This window comes from Streptomyces sp. NBC_01669 (genome assembly GCF_026339735.1).
GTDB classification, from domain to species: domain Bacteria; phylum Actinomycetota; class Actinomycetes; order Streptomycetales; family Streptomycetaceae; genus Streptomyces; species Streptomyces yanii.
Genome location: NZ_JAPEQG010000002.1, coordinates 42371 through 59044, shown reverse-complemented (window position 1 = coordinate 59044; position 16674 = coordinate 42371). Strand labels below are relative to the sequence as shown.

The 16674-nt window shown below is 67.0% G+C and carries 16 protein-coding genes and 3 pseudogenes; 7 read left to right on the top strand and 12 right to left on the bottom strand.

Going from position 1 to position 16674, the window contains the following annotated elements; translation table 11 throughout:
- Nucleotides 1–247: 247 nt before the first annotated feature.
- Nucleotides 248–466, bottom strand: a complete 219-nt coding sequence (locus tag OG972_RS41155) for a hypothetical protein (protein WP_266991279.1) — start codon at nucleotides 464–466, stop codon at nucleotides 248–250.
- Between the two features lie 106 nt (nucleotides 467–572).
- Between OG972_RS41155 and OG972_RS41150 the strand changes: the two genes are divergently transcribed.
- Nucleotides 573–1670, top strand: coding sequence for an integrase core domain-containing protein (locus tag OG972_RS41150; protein WP_266991277.1), 1098 nt, complete (start codon nucleotides 573–575; stop codon nucleotides 1668–1670).
- 2 nt (nucleotides 1671–1672) lie between these two features.
- On the opposite strand, the gene OG972_RS41145 is transcribed toward OG972_RS41150, so the two are convergent.
- Together OG972_RS41145 and OG972_RS41140 are read right to left on the bottom strand one after the other, a co-directional pair.
- On the bottom strand, nucleotides 1673–1822 hold the full coding sequence (locus OG972_RS41145) for a hypothetical protein (protein ID WP_266991275.1): 150 nt from the start codon (nucleotides 1820–1822) through the stop codon (nucleotides 1673–1675).
- An 83-nt stretch (nucleotides 1823–1905) separates the two neighbouring features.
- Nucleotides 1906–3759 (bottom strand): alkyl/aryl-sulfatase, encoded by a 1854-nt coding sequence (locus OG972_RS41140; protein WP_266991273.1) that lies wholly within the window; start codon nucleotides 3757–3759, stop codon nucleotides 1906–1908.
- 428 nt (nucleotides 3760–4187) lie between these two features.
- Here OG972_RS41140 and OG972_RS41135 point away from each other — a divergent pair, with 428 nt between their 5' ends.
- Both OG972_RS41135 and OG972_RS41130 read left to right on the top strand, forming a co-directional pair.
- A complete protein-coding gene (locus OG972_RS41135) occupies nucleotides 4188–4820 on the top strand; it encodes a TetR/AcrR family transcriptional regulator (RefSeq protein ID WP_266991271.1) in 633 nt (210 codons plus the stop codon).
- Nucleotides 4821–5636: 816 nt separating this feature from the next.
- Nucleotides 5637–5816, top strand: a complete 180-nt coding sequence (locus OG972_RS41130; protein WP_266991270.1) for a hypothetical protein — start codon at nucleotides 5637–5639, stop codon at nucleotides 5814–5816.
- Between the two features lie 496 nt (nucleotides 5817–6312).
- Here the strand turns inward: OG972_RS41130 and OG972_RS41125 are convergent, their stop codons facing one another.
- From OG972_RS41125 to OG972_RS41095, 7 genes and pseudogenes are all read right to left on the bottom strand, one after another.
- On the bottom strand, nucleotides 6313–7320 hold the full coding sequence (locus OG972_RS41125) for a DNA-directed RNA polymerase subunit alpha (RefSeq protein WP_266991268.1): 1008 nt from the start codon (nucleotides 7318–7320) through the stop codon (nucleotides 6313–6315).
- Nucleotides 7321–8018: 698 nt separating this feature from the next.
- Nucleotides 8019–8198 (bottom strand): annotated as a pseudogene (locus tag OG972_RS41120) (IS6 family transposase); the annotation flags it as partial.
- A 177-nt stretch (nucleotides 8199–8375) separates the two neighbouring features.
- On the bottom strand, nucleotides 8376–9413 hold the full coding sequence (locus OG972_RS41115; protein ID WP_266991267.1) for an SRPBCC family protein: 1038 nt from the start codon (nucleotides 9411–9413) through the stop codon (nucleotides 8376–8378).
- Nucleotides 9414–9419: 6 nt separating this feature from the next.
- On the bottom strand, nucleotides 9420–10148 hold the full coding sequence (locus tag OG972_RS41110) for a histone protein (protein ID WP_266991265.1): 729 nt from the start codon (nucleotides 10146–10148) through the stop codon (nucleotides 9420–9422).
- A 7-nt stretch (nucleotides 10149–10155) separates the two neighbouring features.
- Nucleotides 10156–10411, bottom strand: a pseudogene (locus tag OG972_RS41105) (gas vesicle protein GvpG).
- A gap of 649 nt (nucleotides 10412–11060) precedes the next feature.
- The gene (locus OG972_RS41100; protein ID WP_266991263.1) at nucleotides 11061–11294 is read right to left on the bottom strand and encodes a hypothetical protein; all 234 of its coding nucleotides are present in this window, start codon (nucleotides 11292–11294) and stop codon (nucleotides 11061–11063) included.
- A gap of 307 nt (nucleotides 11295–11601) precedes the next feature.
- Nucleotides 11602–12072, bottom strand: coding sequence for a hypothetical protein (locus tag OG972_RS41095; protein ID WP_266991261.1), 471 nt, complete (start codon nucleotides 12070–12072; stop codon nucleotides 11602–11604).
- Between the two features lie 294 nt (nucleotides 12073–12366).
- On the opposite strand from OG972_RS41095, the gene OG972_RS41090 reads away from it, so the two are divergent.
- From OG972_RS41090 to OG972_RS41080, 3 genes and pseudogenes are all read left to right on the top strand, one after another.
- Nucleotides 12367–12918 carry a hypothetical protein gene (locus tag OG972_RS41090; protein ID WP_266991259.1) on the top strand — a complete coding sequence of 184 codons (552 nt, stop codon included), beginning with the start codon at nucleotides 12367–12369 and terminating at the stop codon, nucleotides 12916–12918.
- Between the two features lie 73 nt (nucleotides 12919–12991).
- Complete coding sequence (locus OG972_RS41085; RefSeq protein ID WP_266991257.1) at nucleotides 12992–13471, top strand: hypothetical protein; 480 nt, start codon at nucleotides 12992–12994, stop codon at nucleotides 13469–13471.
- A 56-nt stretch (nucleotides 13472–13527) separates the two neighbouring features.
- Nucleotides 13528–13933, top strand: a pseudogene (locus OG972_RS41080) (CBS domain-containing protein).
- A gap of 350 nt (nucleotides 13934–14283) precedes the next feature.
- Here the strand turns inward: OG972_RS41080 and OG972_RS41075 are convergent.
- Nucleotides 14284–14841 (bottom strand): hemerythrin domain-containing protein, encoded by a 558-nt coding sequence (locus tag OG972_RS41075; protein ID WP_266992932.1) that lies wholly within the window; start codon nucleotides 14839–14841, stop codon nucleotides 14284–14286.
- Nucleotides 14842–14997: 156 nt separating this feature from the next.
- Entirely contained in the window at nucleotides 14998–15324 is a 327-nt protein-coding gene (locus OG972_RS41070; protein WP_266991255.1) for a plasmid stabilization protein, read from the bottom strand.
- A 334-nt stretch (nucleotides 15325–15658) separates the two neighbouring features.
- Here OG972_RS41070 and OG972_RS41065 point away from each other — a divergent pair, with 334 nt between their 5' ends.
- Nucleotides 15659–16588 (top strand): hypothetical protein, encoded by a 930-nt coding sequence (locus OG972_RS41065; RefSeq protein ID WP_266991253.1) that lies wholly within the window; start codon nucleotides 15659–15661, stop codon nucleotides 16586–16588.
- Nucleotides 16589–16674 lie beyond the last annotated feature (86 nt).

Below are 16674 nucleotides of genomic sequence, written 5' to 3'. Positions count from 1 at the left end.
GGCCGCGACGTGGTGTGCCAGCGCCATCATGGTCAGTTGCGGGTAGACCTGGGGCAGCGTCCAGCCGTTTCTGCTTCTGACCGACACTTCCCGCCCTCTCGGGCTGGAAGCGCTGCCAACACTCACCGACATTCGTTCTTGCATCTCGTGAAGTCACTTGTCGATGAGTTTGGGAGGCACCCCAATCCAGGGATGGGTGATCTCGACGAGTTTGGGAGGCGGTGCCTGTCAATTCCGGTGAGACACGTCAGGCTGCGGGTTCTTCCTGATGCTCCTCCTTGGCGGGTTGGTTGATCCAGGCCGCCTTCGGGAGGCGGGGTGGCGTCGGTCTTCGGCGGAACCGGTGCGGGTTGGTGGCGTAGGCGTCGGCCAGCGCGCCGGCGTCCCGGGCGGTCCGCCAGTCGATGATGTGCGAGTGGTACAGCCCCTCCCGGCGCAGCAGCGCTGCCCTTGCCGATAACCTCATCCGCCCTGGTGGGGGGTGGGTGTGCCGGGTTTCGCGGATGCCGACAGCGATCGCTCAAGCAAGGGCTCTCACGCTGCCGGCGGTCACTGCGGCATCATGATCGACCGTGCTGCTTCGACTGGCTCACCTCGGTGTGACGAACACGTTCGCCATGCTGCGCCTGCTGCCGATGGGCGACAGGGACAAGGACCTCGAGATCCTCGCCCTGCGCCACCAACTGTCGGTGCTGGAGCGTCAACTCGGCAAGGCGAAGGTGCGGTTCAGCCCGAGCGATCGAGTGTTTCTGACGGCGCTGCTGCATCGGCTCCCGCTGGACGTACTGCGCCGGCTACGGCTGCTCGTTCAGCCGGACACCGTGCTGCGCTGGCACCGCGACCTGGTCGCACACCGCCACGCTGCCGCGTCACGCCCGAAACGACCGGGACGGCCGCGTACCGTGCCTTCCATCCGCGTTCTTATCCTGCGCCTGGCACGGGAGAACCCCAGCTGGGGCTACCGCCGCATCCACGGCGAACTGATGGTCCTCGGCGTGAAAGTGGCCGCCTCCACCGTCTGGGAGATCCTGAGGGACGCCGGGATCGACCCGTCACCCGAACGGAGCTCGAGTACCTGGGCGGACTTCCTGCGCTCCCAGGCCGAGGCCCTGCTGGCCTGCGACTTTCTGGAGACGGTCTCCTTGTCCGGGGCGCGGCTGTTCGTGTTCGCGGTGATCGAGCACGGCAGTCGCCGGATCCGCATCCTGGGTGCGACCGCGCACCCGTCCAGCGCTTGGGTGGTGCAGGCCGCGAAGAATCTGGTCATGGACTTGGAGGACACAGGCTGCCGGGCGCGGTTCTTGATCCGGGACCGGGACGGAAAGTTTTCCGACCTGTTCGACACGGTCCTGCGGGATACGGGGATAGAGGTCGTACTCAGTGGCGTCCAGATGCCGCGAATGAACTCGATCATGGAACGCTGGGTGCAGACCTGCCGACGCGAACTGCTGGACCGCACCTTGATCTGGAACCAGCGACATCTGCTCCACGCCCTGCGCGAGTTCGAACACTTCTACAACTCCCATCGGCCGCACCAGGGCATCGCGAATGCCCGCCCGCTGTATCCATTGCCCACGCCGATCACTGATCCGGACGAGATCGCCCGCCTCGACATACGCCGCCGCGATCGCCTCGGCGGCATTCTCCACGAGTACCGACATGCCGCATGACCTCAATGGATGACGTTTTCGGCAAGGGCAGGGTCGGTGGTATCGATGGCCTGGGCGTACATCGTCCGGTAGTTCTCCAGCATCGGGTGCCCGTAGATCCACCCTTCAGCGGCCGTCCGCCGCATCTGTTCCCGTGTCAGATGGTTCGTCATGTTCCGTCCTTGGTGATCGCACTCCCGCTGCCGTTCACCGCCGCCAGGGGTGTCGAGGGAGTGCGTGCTTTGAGGGCCGGGTGCTACGGAGTGGCGATCGCGAAAGAACGCGGTGGGGTTTCCAGCAGGTCGTACAGCGTCGTCAGTGCGGTGGTGTCTCCTTCCAGCTCGATGGCGGAGTCCGCCAAGGTGGTGTGCCGGGCCAGGACGAGGTTGAGCTCGGTGCGGGTGAGCCGGAGCGTCAGATGGGGGGCTTCGCCGCCGGGGGCGTCACCGAGCATGGGGGTGAGGACGCCATTGGCCATGAGGAGTGTCCAGACCTCTCCGGAATCGGTGAACTCCCAGCGCAGAAGCAGCCGGTGGGCCGCGGCGCGGGGGCCGTTGAGGCGGACAGCCATCAACTGAAAGATCTGCCGGGCGGACAGGCCCGCGAGCAGATGGAGGTTCCCACTCAGTCCCCATTTCTGCATGTCGCCCTCACCAGCCTTGCTGCGCAGTTCCTGGGCGCCGGTGAGGTAGAAGTTGCGCCAGGTGCCGTTTTCGGCGCCGTAGGCGAGCTTCTCGAAGGTGCGGGCCTGCAGTTCGCGGGCCTCGGTGTGGTCGGGGTACGCGAAGACGACGTGATTGAGGACCTCGGCGACCCAGCGGTAGTCGCCGGCGTCGTAGGAGGCACGGGCCTTCTCGACTGTGGCGTCCGCACCGCCCATGAACTCCACGTACCGCCTGCCCGCCTCCACGGGCGGGTGCAGCCACAGGTGGGCTGGGTTGCCGTCGAACCAGCCCATGTAGCGCTGGTACACGGCCTTGGTGTTGTGGCTGAGCGAGCCATAGTAGCCGCGCAGATGCCAGGCCCGGCCGAGGTCGCCGGGCAGCTCGGACAGCTCCTCGGAGATCTCGGCGGCCGTCAGACCCTGATTCATCATCCGCACCGACTGATCGTGAATGTACGAGTACGCGTCGCGTTGCTCGGACAGCAGCCGCAGCAGCTCCGCACGGCCCCAGGTAGGCCAGTTGTGGGAGCCGATCAGCACCTCGGCGTCGTCGCCGAACAGCCGGACAGTCTCGGTGAGGTAGTCGGCCCAGGCGCGGGCGTCGCGCACCGGAGCGCCGCGCAGGGTGCCCAGGTTGTGCAGGGTGCGCACGACGTTGTCGGCGACCAGGAGGGCCCTGTGGTCGGGGAAGTAGAAGTTCATTTCCGAGGGGGCCTCGGCGTCCGGCGTGAGTTGGAAGACGAACCGGACCTCGTCAAAGACCATCTCCTGGCCGGTCTCGGTGACCGTGACCGTCGGGGGGATCAGCCCGATGGTACCGGTGGAGATGTCCTGGGCGACGCCGAAGCCGACCATGCCCTCCGGACCCGCGGGAAGTGAACTCCCATACATGTACACGGCGCGGCGACTCATCGCAGGTCCGACGAAGACGTTCTCCCCGACGTGCTCCAGGAAACCGGAGGGAGCGATCACCGGCACCCGGCCTGCGGCGACGTCCTCAGCGGTGGTCACCCCGAGGGCCCCGCCGAAGTGGTCGCCGTGGCTGTGGGTGTAGACCACCGCGGTGACCGGACGGTCGCCGCGGTGGCGGTGGTACAGGGCGAGCCCCGCTGCCGCGCACTCCATGCTGGTCAGCGGATCGATGACGATGACGCCCCGCTCGCCCTCCACCAGCGTCATGTTGGAGATGTCCAACCCGCGCACCTGGTAGATCCCGGGTACCACCTCGAACAGGCCCTGGAGGGCATTGAGGCGGCTCTGCCGCCACAAACTGCGATTGGCGGTCTCCGGGCAGTCCTTCTCCAGGAAGTCCCACCGGTCGTTGTCCCAGACGACGCGGCCGGCCTCGTCGCGGATCACGCATGGATCCAGCTTGTCGATGAGACCGCGGGTGGCGTTGGCGTGGTCGGTGGTGTCGTCCCAGTTCAGTTCCGGATGATCGGTCATTCGGTCCTCGTTCCCAAGGGGTGGATGGAGAAGGGGAGTGGCAGGCCGTTCAGCGGCCGGTGGGGAACCCTGGCGGTGTGCGGCGGGAGGTCGTGGTCCCGTCCGAGCGGGCCCACATCCATGTGGCTCCTCTCCTCAAGCCCGAGGATGCGCCCGTGTGCACGCAGCGAGGTGATGAGCCGCTGGTGGCGGTCTGGCAGGTGGGGTTGTGGCACAGCCCGACCCAATAATTGGTGTCTCCAACAGTTGGGTCGGCAGCGGGTGGGCGAGCGCCACGGTGGGGCTGGGAGCTGGATTCAGGGCGGCAGCCAGGGTTTAAATCACTTACACGAGATCTTAAGTCGCATGCTTTGAAATGGGCAAGACGTAAGCTCCAGAATGACCGGGCGACCGTACGGTCCCCGAACGCAGAAGGGCGGTTGATCGGCATGGGTACGGCGGCGCAGGACACCCGCAGGAGGCTTCTCCTCACCGCAGAGCGGCTCTTCGCTGAGCGCGGGATCGGCGTGGTCTCCCTCAGGGAGATCGCCGCTGCCGCCGGCGAGCGCAACAACTCCGCCGTCCTGTATCACTTCGGCAGCAAGAACGGGCTGGTCATGGCGCTGCTGGAGCACCGGATGAGCGGCATCAACGAGCGCCGACTCCGCATGATCGCCGAGATGCAGGCCCAGGGCCGCCCCGCGGACCTGCGCTGCCTACTCGAGGAGCTCGTCTTCCCACTGGCCATCGCCGTCTCCGCCGGTACGACCCACTACGGCCGCTTCCTCGCCCAACTGGTCGTCGACCCCCAGTACAACTCGTACGACTGGGAATCCGCCGCCAGCTTCCGACTGGTACGGCAGGGCATCCGCCGCTGCCTCGCCGAAATGCCCGAGCCCGTGGTGGAGCAGCGGCTCCGCATGCTCGGCCTGGTCCTGGTGCACACCGCGGCCGACCATGAGCGCAGAGGCGACACCTCCCCCGGCGAGACCCCCCCGGCCTGGGCGGTGCCCTTCGTCGACGCCGTCGAAGGGATGCTCACCGCACCCGTCTCCGCCGCTGCCGCCGCCGGCAGCCGCTAACCGGCCCGCAGCTTCGCGCGCCGGGGGCCCCGCCGGGCGGGCGGCAGGGCGGTGGGCGTCGCAGGCCCGGCAGAGTTCGATCCGCACGCCGGTCGTCAGCTCGCCTCCGCGCGGGAGCAGGGCCGGGCCGGCTGCTCGTCTTCGTTCGCGTCGGCGGGGTGCCTGCGGGCGAGTTCTTCGTCGCTTAAGCCCTGCCGGGCGGCAAGAGCGGGCGGCGGCAGCCGGATACACCCACCTCAACCTGGACGTGTTCCGCGGCGAGTCCGCGGAGGGCGGCGTAGCGGGCGAGCATGCTCATCGGGCGGTCCCCGATGTTCCTCGGGTCGACGAAGGCGAGGGCCTGGCCCTCGGTTGAGGGTCAGCGTGTCCGGGTCACCGTCCCAGGTGCCGTGGAAGACGTGCACGGGGTAGCCATCGGAGTCGATGGAGAACATGGGCGTCAGCTCGATGCCCTCGAGGCCGACCTCTTCGCCCAGTTCCCGGATGCCGGTGGCGTGCGGGTCGGCGTCCCCGGGCTCTGCTCCCCTCCCATGGGGGCCCAGGTGCCCGGTGCCCGCAGGCCCGGCTTGTCATCCCGCAACTGCATCAAGACCTTGGTGGCCGCAGTGTCGGTGATGACCACGAGCGTGCCATACGGTTCCTCGTCGGCCGGGCGCTCCTCGCGCGGCCGGCCGAGGGCTGCGAGCACCCGGGCTCGCAGGACAGGACCGCCGAGTTCCGACGGCGGCCGAGGCTGCGCCCGCGCCTGTGGCCAGGCCGCGCCGCGCCCCGCGCTTCGTGAACAGGCCCGCGCCGAAGGCGGCGGACGCAGTGTCGATGACTGTTCGGTTCGATGAGCAGCAGGCGGAAGAGGTGGACCGCCTGCTGCTGGATCTGAGGGCCGATGTCGGGCGCCGATTGGACAAGGCGGAGGTAGTACGCGCGCTGCTGCTCCTGGCGGATGACGGCGGTCCGGTACGCCGGGCGCTGGTGAAAGGTCTCAAGGGCTCGCGCTGACCTGTACGTTCCTCGCGTGCCCGGGCCGGTTCCGGCGTTCTGCAGGACGGTCGGGCGGGGTGGGCAAGCCGGTCCGGGCAAGCCGCCCTGGTAGGGGCCTGTTCGGGGCTGGGGAGGGTTGCACCCACGGTTGTCTGCACAGGTGGCTGGAGAGGTGCGCCCGGGGTTGCACCGGAGGTGTGACCGGAGGTGTGAACCCCTCTTTCCGGATTCCGGCCGTTTCTGCTGGTCAGACCCCGTGGGCAAGCCGTTTCCCGACGCCGACACCTCTTTGTACGCGATAGCCGTACGAAGGGGTGGGTGTCTTGGCGGGGCGGCGGGCGGCGATGCCGTGGGAACTCCTGCGACCGCGTCTGTGCTGCGCGTTACGGTGATCCGGTTCTGATCGCGACTGCACGGGGGTGCTCCTGATGGTGGCGGCTCGACAGAAGCGTTGCGCGGCCCCGCGTAACGGTCCGGGAGGCGACCTCCGGCTCCGTGTGACCCGGCGCAGCGTTCAGTACTGTTCGGTCTCGACGTAGCTCGCGTCCGCGTCGCCGAAGGCGGCGGCGATCGGGTCGAATCCGGGCGGGCTGTCCTTGAGGCTCATGCCCATGCCGGCCAGCTTCGCCTTGACCTCGTCGATCGACTTCGCACCGAAGTTGCGGATGTCGAGGAGGTCGGCCTCGGAGCGGGCCATGAGCTCACCCACCGTGTGGACACCCTCGCGCTTGAGGCAGTTGTACGACCGGACGGTGAGCTCGAGTTCCTCGATCGGCAGCGCCAGATCGGCAGCGAGAGCGGTGTCCGTCGGGGAGGGGCCCATGTCGATGCCCTCGGCGTCGGTGTTGAGCTCGCGGGCCAGGCCGAACAGCTCGACCAGCGTCTTGCCGGCCGATGCCATGGCGTCACGGGGACGCATGGCCTGCTTGGTCTCGACGTCGACGATGAGCTTGTCGAAGTCGGTGCGCTGCTCGACACGGGTCGCCTCGACCTTGTACGTGACCTTGAGCACCGGCGAGTAGATGGAGTCGACCGGGATACGGCCGATCTCCTGGCCCGCCTGCTTGTTCTGGACGGCGGAGACGTAGCCGCGACCGCGCTCGACGGTCAGCTCCATCTCCAGCTTGCCCTTGCCGTTCAGCGTGGCGAGGACCAGGTCCGGGTTGTGGACCTCGACACCGGCCGGCGGGGCGATGTCAGCAGCGGTGACCAGGCCGGGACCCTGCTTGCGCAGGTACATCACGACCGGCTCGTCGTGCTCCGAGGAGAGGTCCAGCTGCTTGATGTTGAGGATGAGGTCGGTGACGTCCTCCTTGACGCCCGGCACGGTGGTGAACTCGTGCAGGACACCCTCGATCCGGATGCTGGTGACAGCAGCGCCGGGGATCGAGGACAGGAGCGTACGACGCAGGGAGTTGCCGAGGGTGTAGCCGAAGCCCGGCTCCAGCGGCTCAATGACGAACCGGGAGCGGAACTCGTCGACGACCTCTTCGGTCAACGCGGGACGCTGAGCAATCAGCATGGGGTGGTGCCTCCAGATTTCGGCGCCCGCTATTTGACGCCGTAGACACCGCAGGGTACCGGCAATACGACCTCACAAGAGGCCGCACCGCCCGACGCCGCCAGGAGCACGAGGAGAGGCTGCGTCGTCAGGAGGCGGGGAAGTGGGCGTGCCCGTCATGCGGTGGCCCGGTCTACCCCGACGATGCCTGCTTTACCTGCTTCTCTCTGCCGAACTTGCCCGCGTATGTCAGAGGTGGTCCGTAGTGTCACTGCTTTAGTGTTCAACTCCCAGGGGAGGGTGCGGCGGTGCGCAGAAAAAGGCCGTGGATCATCGAAGACGTATCGATCGGTCGGCGGGACGAAGACCGGTTCGATCACGTATCGGTCGCGCGAGAGCTCGCCCTGATGCCGGACGACGCCGAATCGCGCTGGGCCTGGGCTGACTCCCTCCTCGGTTTGGCACAGGGCGAGTACGGTCCTTCCTTCGCTACCAGCCTGGACAGCTACTTTGTGCAGCTGGGTGTCCGCGGCGATGCCGAGGAGATTGAGCACTGGATCGCCGTGTGGCAGACCGATACCAAACAGGCCCAGCGCACCTTGCCGGTGAGCGCCTATGCCGCGTTGCTGTCGATGACTGCACGCTGCCAGCAAGAGTCCTCAGTGGAGGATGTGCAGCAGATCATTGACGCAGCTCAGGAACAGCATGAATGGAACAGAGGCGTAGACCTGCCCGAACTTGGCGCACCACCGCCGGACGGTCTCGTGGGAGACGACCACGCCGCGCTCGAGCATCAACTCCTCCACCTCACGGAAGCTGAGCGGGAACCGGAAGTACAACCACACGCAATGGGAGATCACCTCGACCGGGTACTGGTGACCCCTGTACGACGGCGACATGCCCTCCACGGACGACCCCTCCACCAGCGATCAACCCGAAGATCATCCCACCCATTCGGCCAACGTGACAGCGCCCCTGCGGTGGATCATGACCCATCCGGACAGACTGCGGCCCGACAAGATTGGTGGGTCTTCTGCGGTCCCGAAACGGGGTAGGCCCCCTGCCTGAAGTTGACGTCAGTCGCGGCGTCGCCTCTGTCCTCTTTGCTTCCTGGAGGGGGTTACATCCTCTTCTTCTCCTTCTTCCTCTTCATCTTCCTCGTATTCGCCTCCTTCCTCGTCCTCGGGCTCGTCTTCGTCCTCGTAGTCTTCGTCCTCGGGCTCGTGGTCCTCGGGCTCGTCCTCGTAGTCCTCGTCCTCGGGCTCCTCGCCTTGTGCGTCCTCCTGCTCAGCGGCCTCTTCTTCCATGGCGTCTTCGTGGGACACGACGACTTCACCGTCCCGGATTTCACCGCGCCAGCCCTCGGGCTCTTCCTGAGCGAGGGACACGTATCGCTGGAAGTGCTTGAAGTCGAGTCGCATTCGGCGCCCTTGAGCGCGCCACAGGTTGCCCGTCTTCTCGAAGAACCCGGACGGGTAGTACTCCACGACCAGGACGATTCGAGTCAGGCTGGGTGCCAACTCATGGAAGCTGACCGCACCACGGGTAGTTCCCTTGGCTCCCTCGGATGTCCAAACGATGCGGTCGTCGGGAATCTGTTCCTGGACAGTCGCTTTGAAGCTGCGCGAGGAAGGCCCGACTTTGACCTTCCAGCCACTGGACATCTCGTCGCTCTTCGAGACGTCGCGAACGCCCTTCGCGAAGCTGCTGAACTGGTCGTACTGCGTCCAGTGGTCGTACGCGACACGCAGGGGCACTCCCACATCGAGAACCTCGATGATGTTCATGACCTTGCCGCCGCTCGACTTGCGTTTCCCCTTTCCGCCGCCGAACGCTTCCTTGACCTTCCCCACGACTTTGTCCTTGACGCCCTTGGCTTTCTCCCCGACGAATGCCTTCAGCGGGGATTCGCCCTGGAGAATACGGGAGGCGATCGCGGGAAGCGATCCACTCTCGGCCACATCAGTGAGCTGCCCAGTGACATCGGTCAGTTTGTCGCCCGCTTTCTCGGCGAGACTCTCCACCTGTGCACTGAGGAAGTTGGACGCCTCTTCGCGAAGCCGGTCCGCACCCGACTTTTGTGCCGTGGGCTGGTCTGATTCCGTCCTGGTCATGACTGACTACCTCCGACGATCGGCGCGCTTGGACGCTGCTCGCTTCGAGGACGTCGTCTTCCGGGCTGCGGACTTCTTGGCCGGAGCAGTTTTCTTCGCAGCTGTCTTCTTCGCCGGAGCCGTTTTCCGGGCTGCGGACTTCTTGGCCGGAGCAGTTTTCTTCGCAGCTGTCTTCTTCGCCGGAGCTGTCTTCCGGGCTGCGGACTTCTTGGCCGTCCGAGACTTCTCTCCGCGGCGCCGCTTCGGCTGCGTCTCTTCCGGCTCTTCCTCTTCCTCTTCCTCCTCCTCGTATTCGTCTTCCGGCTGTTCCTCCTCTTCCTCTTTCTCTTCCTCCTCCTCGTACTCGGCCTCCGGCTCTTCCTCTTCCGGTTCTTCCTCTTCCTCGTACTCCGCACCTCCCTCTTCCTCCGCCTCATCCTGTTTCTCACCGAGCCGGGCCGTGCGGTCGCTGAGGGCATCGGCCAGCGAACTCATGCCCCGGTCGGCGGCGGCAGCCACTGCCTTACGGCCCGCGTCGAAGACTTCCCCTTTGAGCTGCTCCTGCAGCTCGGCGAACTGGGGAATCTCTCCGAGTCTGCGCATCCCTTCGGCGGCAAGCTGTCGGGGTTCAAGGCCGAATCGTCTCCCTGCCAGATACGTCGCAATGGTCAGCGCCAGCCGGCCCTTCTTCGTCCGGCCCAGCACATAGCCGCCCACTACTGCGGCCGCGAGGGTCACCTTGGCTGTGTCATCCATGAGTGCGTCACCTTCGATCGTCCGGTGCGGGGCCGACCTGTGCAGCATGCAGCCGGTCCAGCAGCCTTTCCTCTTCCCGGTTCGAAGTCCTCCGTGCTGATATCTCCGTCTTCAAGCTCCCGGTTCAGTACAGCCAGCTGGGCACGGTGCACTCCTGGGGCGTGCAACTCGCGCTCGGCAGCATCGGAGAGCTTCTCCGCCACCCAGATCACAGCGCGGACCGGTGCGTTGGGGAGCGTGATCAGTCCCGTGATCAGTCCCATGTCAGACTCTGACAGCCTGAACGTGAGTGCCTGCAGCGGCGACGAAGTTGCAACAGGGCAGCGGGCCCGCAAAACGCAGCTTGACGTGCGCGGTGCGCGCTTCCGAATCGCTCCGCCGCGCTGCGGGAGACGTCGCTTTCGCCGCGCGGCTGTCGTCGAGGATTTCCCGCCGCGCGGCCGACGTTCTTCTGCCATGCATTCAAGTCTGATCGGTATCGGGTGCCTCGCACCTTGGGGAGCTATCGGGCGCACCAGCCGGGGTGGGCGGCTGCTGTGGTGATCGATGTTTGGCGGTGCAGCGGGCGACGGTGCACGAGCCCATCCTTTTCATGGCTGCGGGGTCCAGGTGCCGGTCGTGCGGTCACGGTGTCGGCCGGGTGCACGAAGGGCTGTTCCACGTCTGTGGTTGCGGCGTGCGCGAGTCCACGCCGGGCAAGGGCAAGACGCTCCGTGTAATGCGGCGCGCGACGTTGCAGCCAGGAGCACCACTCTCGTCGCCACTTGGCGGTCGAGCGCTCCACCCGCTATCTGATGCTCGTACATCTGCCGCGTGGCCACAGCATCCTGGCCACCCGCAACGCCTCGCCGCGACCGTCCGATCCGGCATCTTGCCTTTTCGACCAGGCGGGAGGTCTCACGGGCCTCGTGCTTATGGCCCGTCGGGGTATCGGTGCTCCTGGAGTACCAGGAGGTGTTCGGCGAGTCCGGCCAGCTCGGCTGCCGCGGCGTGGATCTGGGAGACGAGCGCTGTGGCCACCACCGCTGCCTGGTCGGCGGTGTAGAGACCCGTTCCCGCTCCGTCCGCACCGAGCGGCCCTGTCCCGTGCTCATTGAGCGGCTCGTCAGCGTGGCGTGCGGGCTGGGGGAGGGGGCGCCGTTCCACTCGCCGTCTCTTCTCTTGTTCCTGGTTTCAGCGTGAGGCTCAACGAGCGGGCGGCCAGGCTCGGCATCGGCCATCGGGTCAGATGCCCGCGCCGCGTGCGCAGACCAGCGGGTGTGCCGCTTTTCCTGCACCCAGGCACCGGTGAGCTGCGCGGCGACGTGGCGGGGTGGGACGCCCGCTTGTGCGGCGGCCCCTGGCACTCAGTCGATGCCGCGTGCCGGGGGCCGTCTGCGTGGCGGTGCGGAACATCCCTGTGGCGACCTTCGGGTGTACTCGGCGATTCTTCGGATGTCCCGCATCCCCGAAATTATATGCCCGATATGCGGCCTTGGTTCGGGTGCTCGACGGTTTGGTCGTGGTCGTGGTCGTGGTCGTGGTCGTGGTCCGGTTCGGGCCGGTGAACTGTTCCTCTGTGTTCGCCGGGGCCGGCGATGCCAGGCTGTGGTCCGTCACCGCGTTCGGCGTGGCTGCCGGTGATCGCGTCTGGCCGGGTGGTTGCGGGCCCGGTGCCCTTGATCTCGGTCCAGTTCGGGGAGTGCGGTCCGGACGACAGCTGGGTGTGGGTGACCTCGGCGGGCCAGCGGGTCCCGGAGTCGAGGACCAGGGTGACGGTGCCCCGCAGCAGGAGTGCTTCGCCACCGGGTGCGGTCAGCCGGGCCGTCCAGGGCCTGTCCGTGTCTGCCGGGCTGTGCTCCTGGGCGACGGTGACCTCTGCCCAGACGCGGACCAGGGTCCCGTCCGTGCGCTCCACCGTGGCCAGCCCCTCGTAGGGGTTCATGCTCCCCAGTCTGCGCTGGCGCCGGGCTGTCGCGCAGCGTGGGGAGTGATTGGTTTTGGGTCTGCCCTGTTGACCGTCAGCAGTGCCCGCAGCCGCATACCTACCGCTTCTGGTCCGGTGCCCTGTGTGTTCACCGTGCTGTCCCGGGTGGCGGGCGGGGCGTTGGGGGCGTATGGGTGGAGTGCATGCGGCGGCCCGGCAAGGCGTGCGGGGCGCGGGAATCGCCTCCCGGGCTGCCGCGCGCCTGGGGCCGGATGACAGGGATCTGAGCAGCGACATCAAGGGAGGCGTGCGATGTCGTCAGGAATTGTCATTGCGATCATTGTCGCGGTCGTCGTCATTGTCCTCGCGATCGGCTTGTGGACGGCAGTTCGTCGCCGTCACCTGAGGGACCGTTTCGGCGCCGAGTACGAGCGCGCGGTGGAAGCCGAGGGTGGTCACAGGGCGGCAGAACGTGATCTGCGCGCCCGCGAGGAACGGCATGACGACCTCGATCTGAAGCCGCTGGCCTCGACTGCCCGTCAGCAGTATGCGCGGGACTGGAACAGCGTGCAGGAGCACTTCGTGGACCGTCCGCAAGAGGCGGTCGGTGAGGCGGACCAGCTGGTGACCCGGCTCATGAAGGAACGTGGTTACCCGACCGAGGGGTACGAGCAGCAGGTGAAGGACCTGTCGGTCGAGCATGGGCGCACGCTGGAGCATTATCGCGCCGCCCACGAAGTCAATGCACGAGCCGGCGGCCGGCAGACGACCACCGAGGAACTGCGGGGGGCGATGGTGCACTACCGCGCGCTCTTCGACGACCTGCTCACCAACGGCGACAGGCCGGGACAGCAACGCGCTTGACCCGGACCCCGCGTATGTCGGCGGGCCGCGGATGGAGAGCCCGCCGAAATTGATTCGGACGAGGTGGACAAGCATGCAGCGCGAACACAGTGAAGCGGGCGATATGGGCCTGAGCACCGAGGATCTTGCCCGGCCCCGGGAGGACCAGGACGCAGATCGCGGGACGGCGTCGGCAGCGGCGGATGACGCTCCCCCGTCCGCCGAGGGTGCCACTGCGGACGCGGCGTCCCAGGAGCCGGCGGCAGGCGCACCGCATGGATCGGCGCCGGAAGACACCCAGGCGAACGAGCCGCTTCTCGGTCCCGAGGAAGCCGAGGCCTTCCAGTCCAAATGGACGGCCGTCCAGACAGCTTTCGTCGACGATCCGCAGGAAGCCGTCCGCGCGGCCGACGCGTTGGTCGCCGAGGTCATGCAGACGCTGGCCGGGTCGTTCGCATCCCGCAAGGAAGGGCTCGAAAGCCAGTGGGGCCGGGGCGAGGAGGTCCTCACCGAGGATCTGCGCATAGCACTTCAGCGCTACCGCTCGTTCTTCAACCGCCTGCTCACCACCTGACCGCGGGAAGACCGCGCAAGTGTCCGAACCGAAATCCATCGGAAAGGAAGTGTGTGATGACTACGGCGCGAGACATCATGACGCCGGACGCCGAGTGCATCGGCGCGGACGAATCCGCGCTCCTGGCCGCCCACAAGATGGCCGAACTGGGCGTGGGTGCTCTGCCTATCTGCGGAGCGGACGAACGTCTCAAGGGCGTACTCACCGACCGTGACATCGTGGTGAAGGTGCTTGCGGCGGACAAGGACCCCGCTGAGATCAAGGCGGGCGAGCTGGCGCAGGGTGAGGCCGTCACGATTGGCGCGGACGACGATGCGTCGGAGATTCTCCGCACGATGAGTGCGTCGACTGCCGGTCATAGACGGACACGTGTTGGTCGGAATGGTCGCCCAGGCCGATGTCGCCCGGGCACTGCCTGATCCGGCCGTTGGCGACCTCGTCGAAGCGCTGTCCGCCGGCTGACCAATTCTGGGCTGTGCGCCAATCGAGGAGGCCTTGTGACAACACCACCGCCGGGACCACCGGGCCCGCACCCCGAGCCCGTCCCTCCTTCGCCTGGCCCTGTGCCGAGCCCGCCGGACCCGGTACCAGGCCCAATGCCCTCTCCACCGGACCCTGTTCCCCCGCCGCCACACCCGCCTACCGAACCCAAGCCTGTTGGGATGAGGAACGGCACCTGACCCGCGAAGGCGATCACGAAATCTGAAGTCGCCGGCAAATTTCCCCGCGGCCGCCTACCGGGGATACCTCGTCGCCCTTCAACCACGCGGAGACTGTGCGGCCGGGACCGGTCTGGTTTGCGCGTGGCGCCTTCATTCGCCGCGGCCGGTGATGAAGTCGCGGGCACGATCGACCAGGCCCAGCCCAGGAGAAAGGATCTTGCTGGCCAGCGGGGAACTCGGAGCGCCGGGGTGGGGGCGAGTAGGAGCAGTTTCCTTCGCCATACGGACCTCCTGCCCCAGGAGATCCAGAACCTCCGGACCGCAAGCCGCACGGAGTTGAACGAACAGATCGCTCTCCTCGTCCTGGACGTGGGCGCGGACCTCGGTGCGGAGTTTGACGAACAGGTGGATGAGCTCGGGATCGTCCGTGTTCATCCCCTCAAGGTCTTTCAGAAGCTGCTCAACTCGGCTGTGGTCGTCGATCTCCTTGTCGGCCAGCGCATCCCCGCCTGGGACGTGCTCTCGTACCGCTGGATACAGGTGCTGTTCCTCTGCGACTGCGTGCCGTACCAGTTCAATGGTCAGTTGGTCGAGGAGCCGTCTGCGTTCTGAGCCTCGTGCCGGAACGGCTTCGATCCGGTCGAAAAGCTCGTCCACTTCACGGTGGTCGGCCGTCAGCTCCTCGATGACATCGCCGCCATGTCCCATGATGCATACCGCCTTCCAGTCCAGTAGCCGGCCGCGCGAAGCAGACATCCGCCCGTGTGTAGGCCTGTCGGTGTCCTCCGGGTTCGTCTCCTCGCCCTCGCCCCCGCCATCGGCTGGCCCACCCAGGAGAAGACCTGCTCGGTGGTCCGTGCGAGGTCAATGACCGAGCGCTTTGCGCAGCTCCTCTTTGTTCATCGTCGAGCGGCCCTCGACGTGCTTCTTCTTCGCCTCCTCGTACAGCTGGTCCTTCGTTGGCCCCTGCGCTCCACGATGGGATCGCTCACCACCACGCTGCGAGGCAGACTTCGAATCACCTGTGGACGTCTTGCTCGCGGACTTCGCCTCGCCTGAGCGCGCCCGCTCCTTGTTCACCGTGCGTGCTGCCATCTCCTTCGCACGCCCCTCGGAAGCACCACGCTTTTCTGCGCTCTCCTTGATGTGCTCGTACTGCCGCTCCCGCTTACGAGTCGATCCCGCTGGCATCACACACTCCATTCCTCGTATTTCCCCTACTGCGGCAGAGCCAGCGAGGCGGCTCTTGCGGCATCCGTTATGGGGCCACCGCATCCACTCCACGCATACGCCCCCCATGCCCCACACGCCACCCGGAACAGCACACGGACCGGGTGGGGGCAAAACGACGCCCGGCAAGCGGCACGGATTGCGGGGCTGCTGCAAGGAACCCCCGCTGGCTCCGTCCATCGGAGCAGACTGAAGCCATCGCGGAGCAGGCAACGTCCCCGACACGGGCCTGCTCCTGCCGCGCTGGTGGGGGCATGAGGTGCGCGGTAGTCCGGCTCGATGGAGTCTGGTGATCATGCAGCGTAAGGGTGCGCGGGGGAGCGGAGGGCACGACGTAGAGGGAGTTGTGGACGAGCTCTACGCCACGCCGCCGTCCGCTTTCGTCTCCCGCCGTGAGGAGCTTGCTGCCGAGGCCAAGGCGGACGGGCGTGTGGAGGATGCCCGTCTGATCCATGCCGCCCGCCGCCCCACGCTCGCGGCCTGGGCGGCGAACCTGCTGCTGCGCTCGCAACCGGCAGAGAGCCAGCGGTTCCTGGAGCTCGGACGGGCGCTGCGCGAGGCATACCGAACCCTGGATGCCGACGGGATCAAAGAGCTGTCTGACCAGCGCAGCAGTATCGTCTCGGCCCTGTCCCGGCAAGCTGCCGCACTTGCCCGTGAAGCCGGGCACCGGCTGTCGGGTGCAGCGCAGCAGGATCTCGCATCCACCCTGCGCGCCGTGCTCGCCGATCAGGACGCGGCAGACCGGTGGGCCGCCGGACGCCTGGAGAGCGCCCTCACCCCGCCGGCAGACTTTCCGTCCGGCACCGCCGCGACAGCCGACGCAGCGCAGAAACCGGCACGAGCGCCGACTGCGCCGCGGTCTTCGCGGACACGGGCGAAGGACGAACTCGCCGAGCGGCGCCGCCAGAGGCAGGAACAGCTCGCCCAGGCCCGCAAGACCGCCGCGACGGCCGATCAGCGGCTTCGCAGGCAGCGCGCCGAACAAGTGGACGCTGACGCATCGCTGCAACAGACACGCGACCGGCACGCCCAGGCCCGCCAGCAGGTGAGCGCTGCCGAGGAGCAGCTGCGAAAGGCCCGCGAGGAGTTTCAGCGGGCCGAACACGAACAGCAGGAAGCCGAGGCACGGTGCCAGGCGGCGGCTGACGCTGTGACCCGGTCCGAACGGGCGGCGCAGGAGGCTGCCCAAGAGGTAGAACGTCTGACCGGCCCCGTCAGATAGATGTCGGCTTCCGGATCCGTAGATCCACTGCCGGCCTCCTACCCGGCTGCATGCTCCTACTCCGCTCCGCTCGCCTGCTCCCAGTG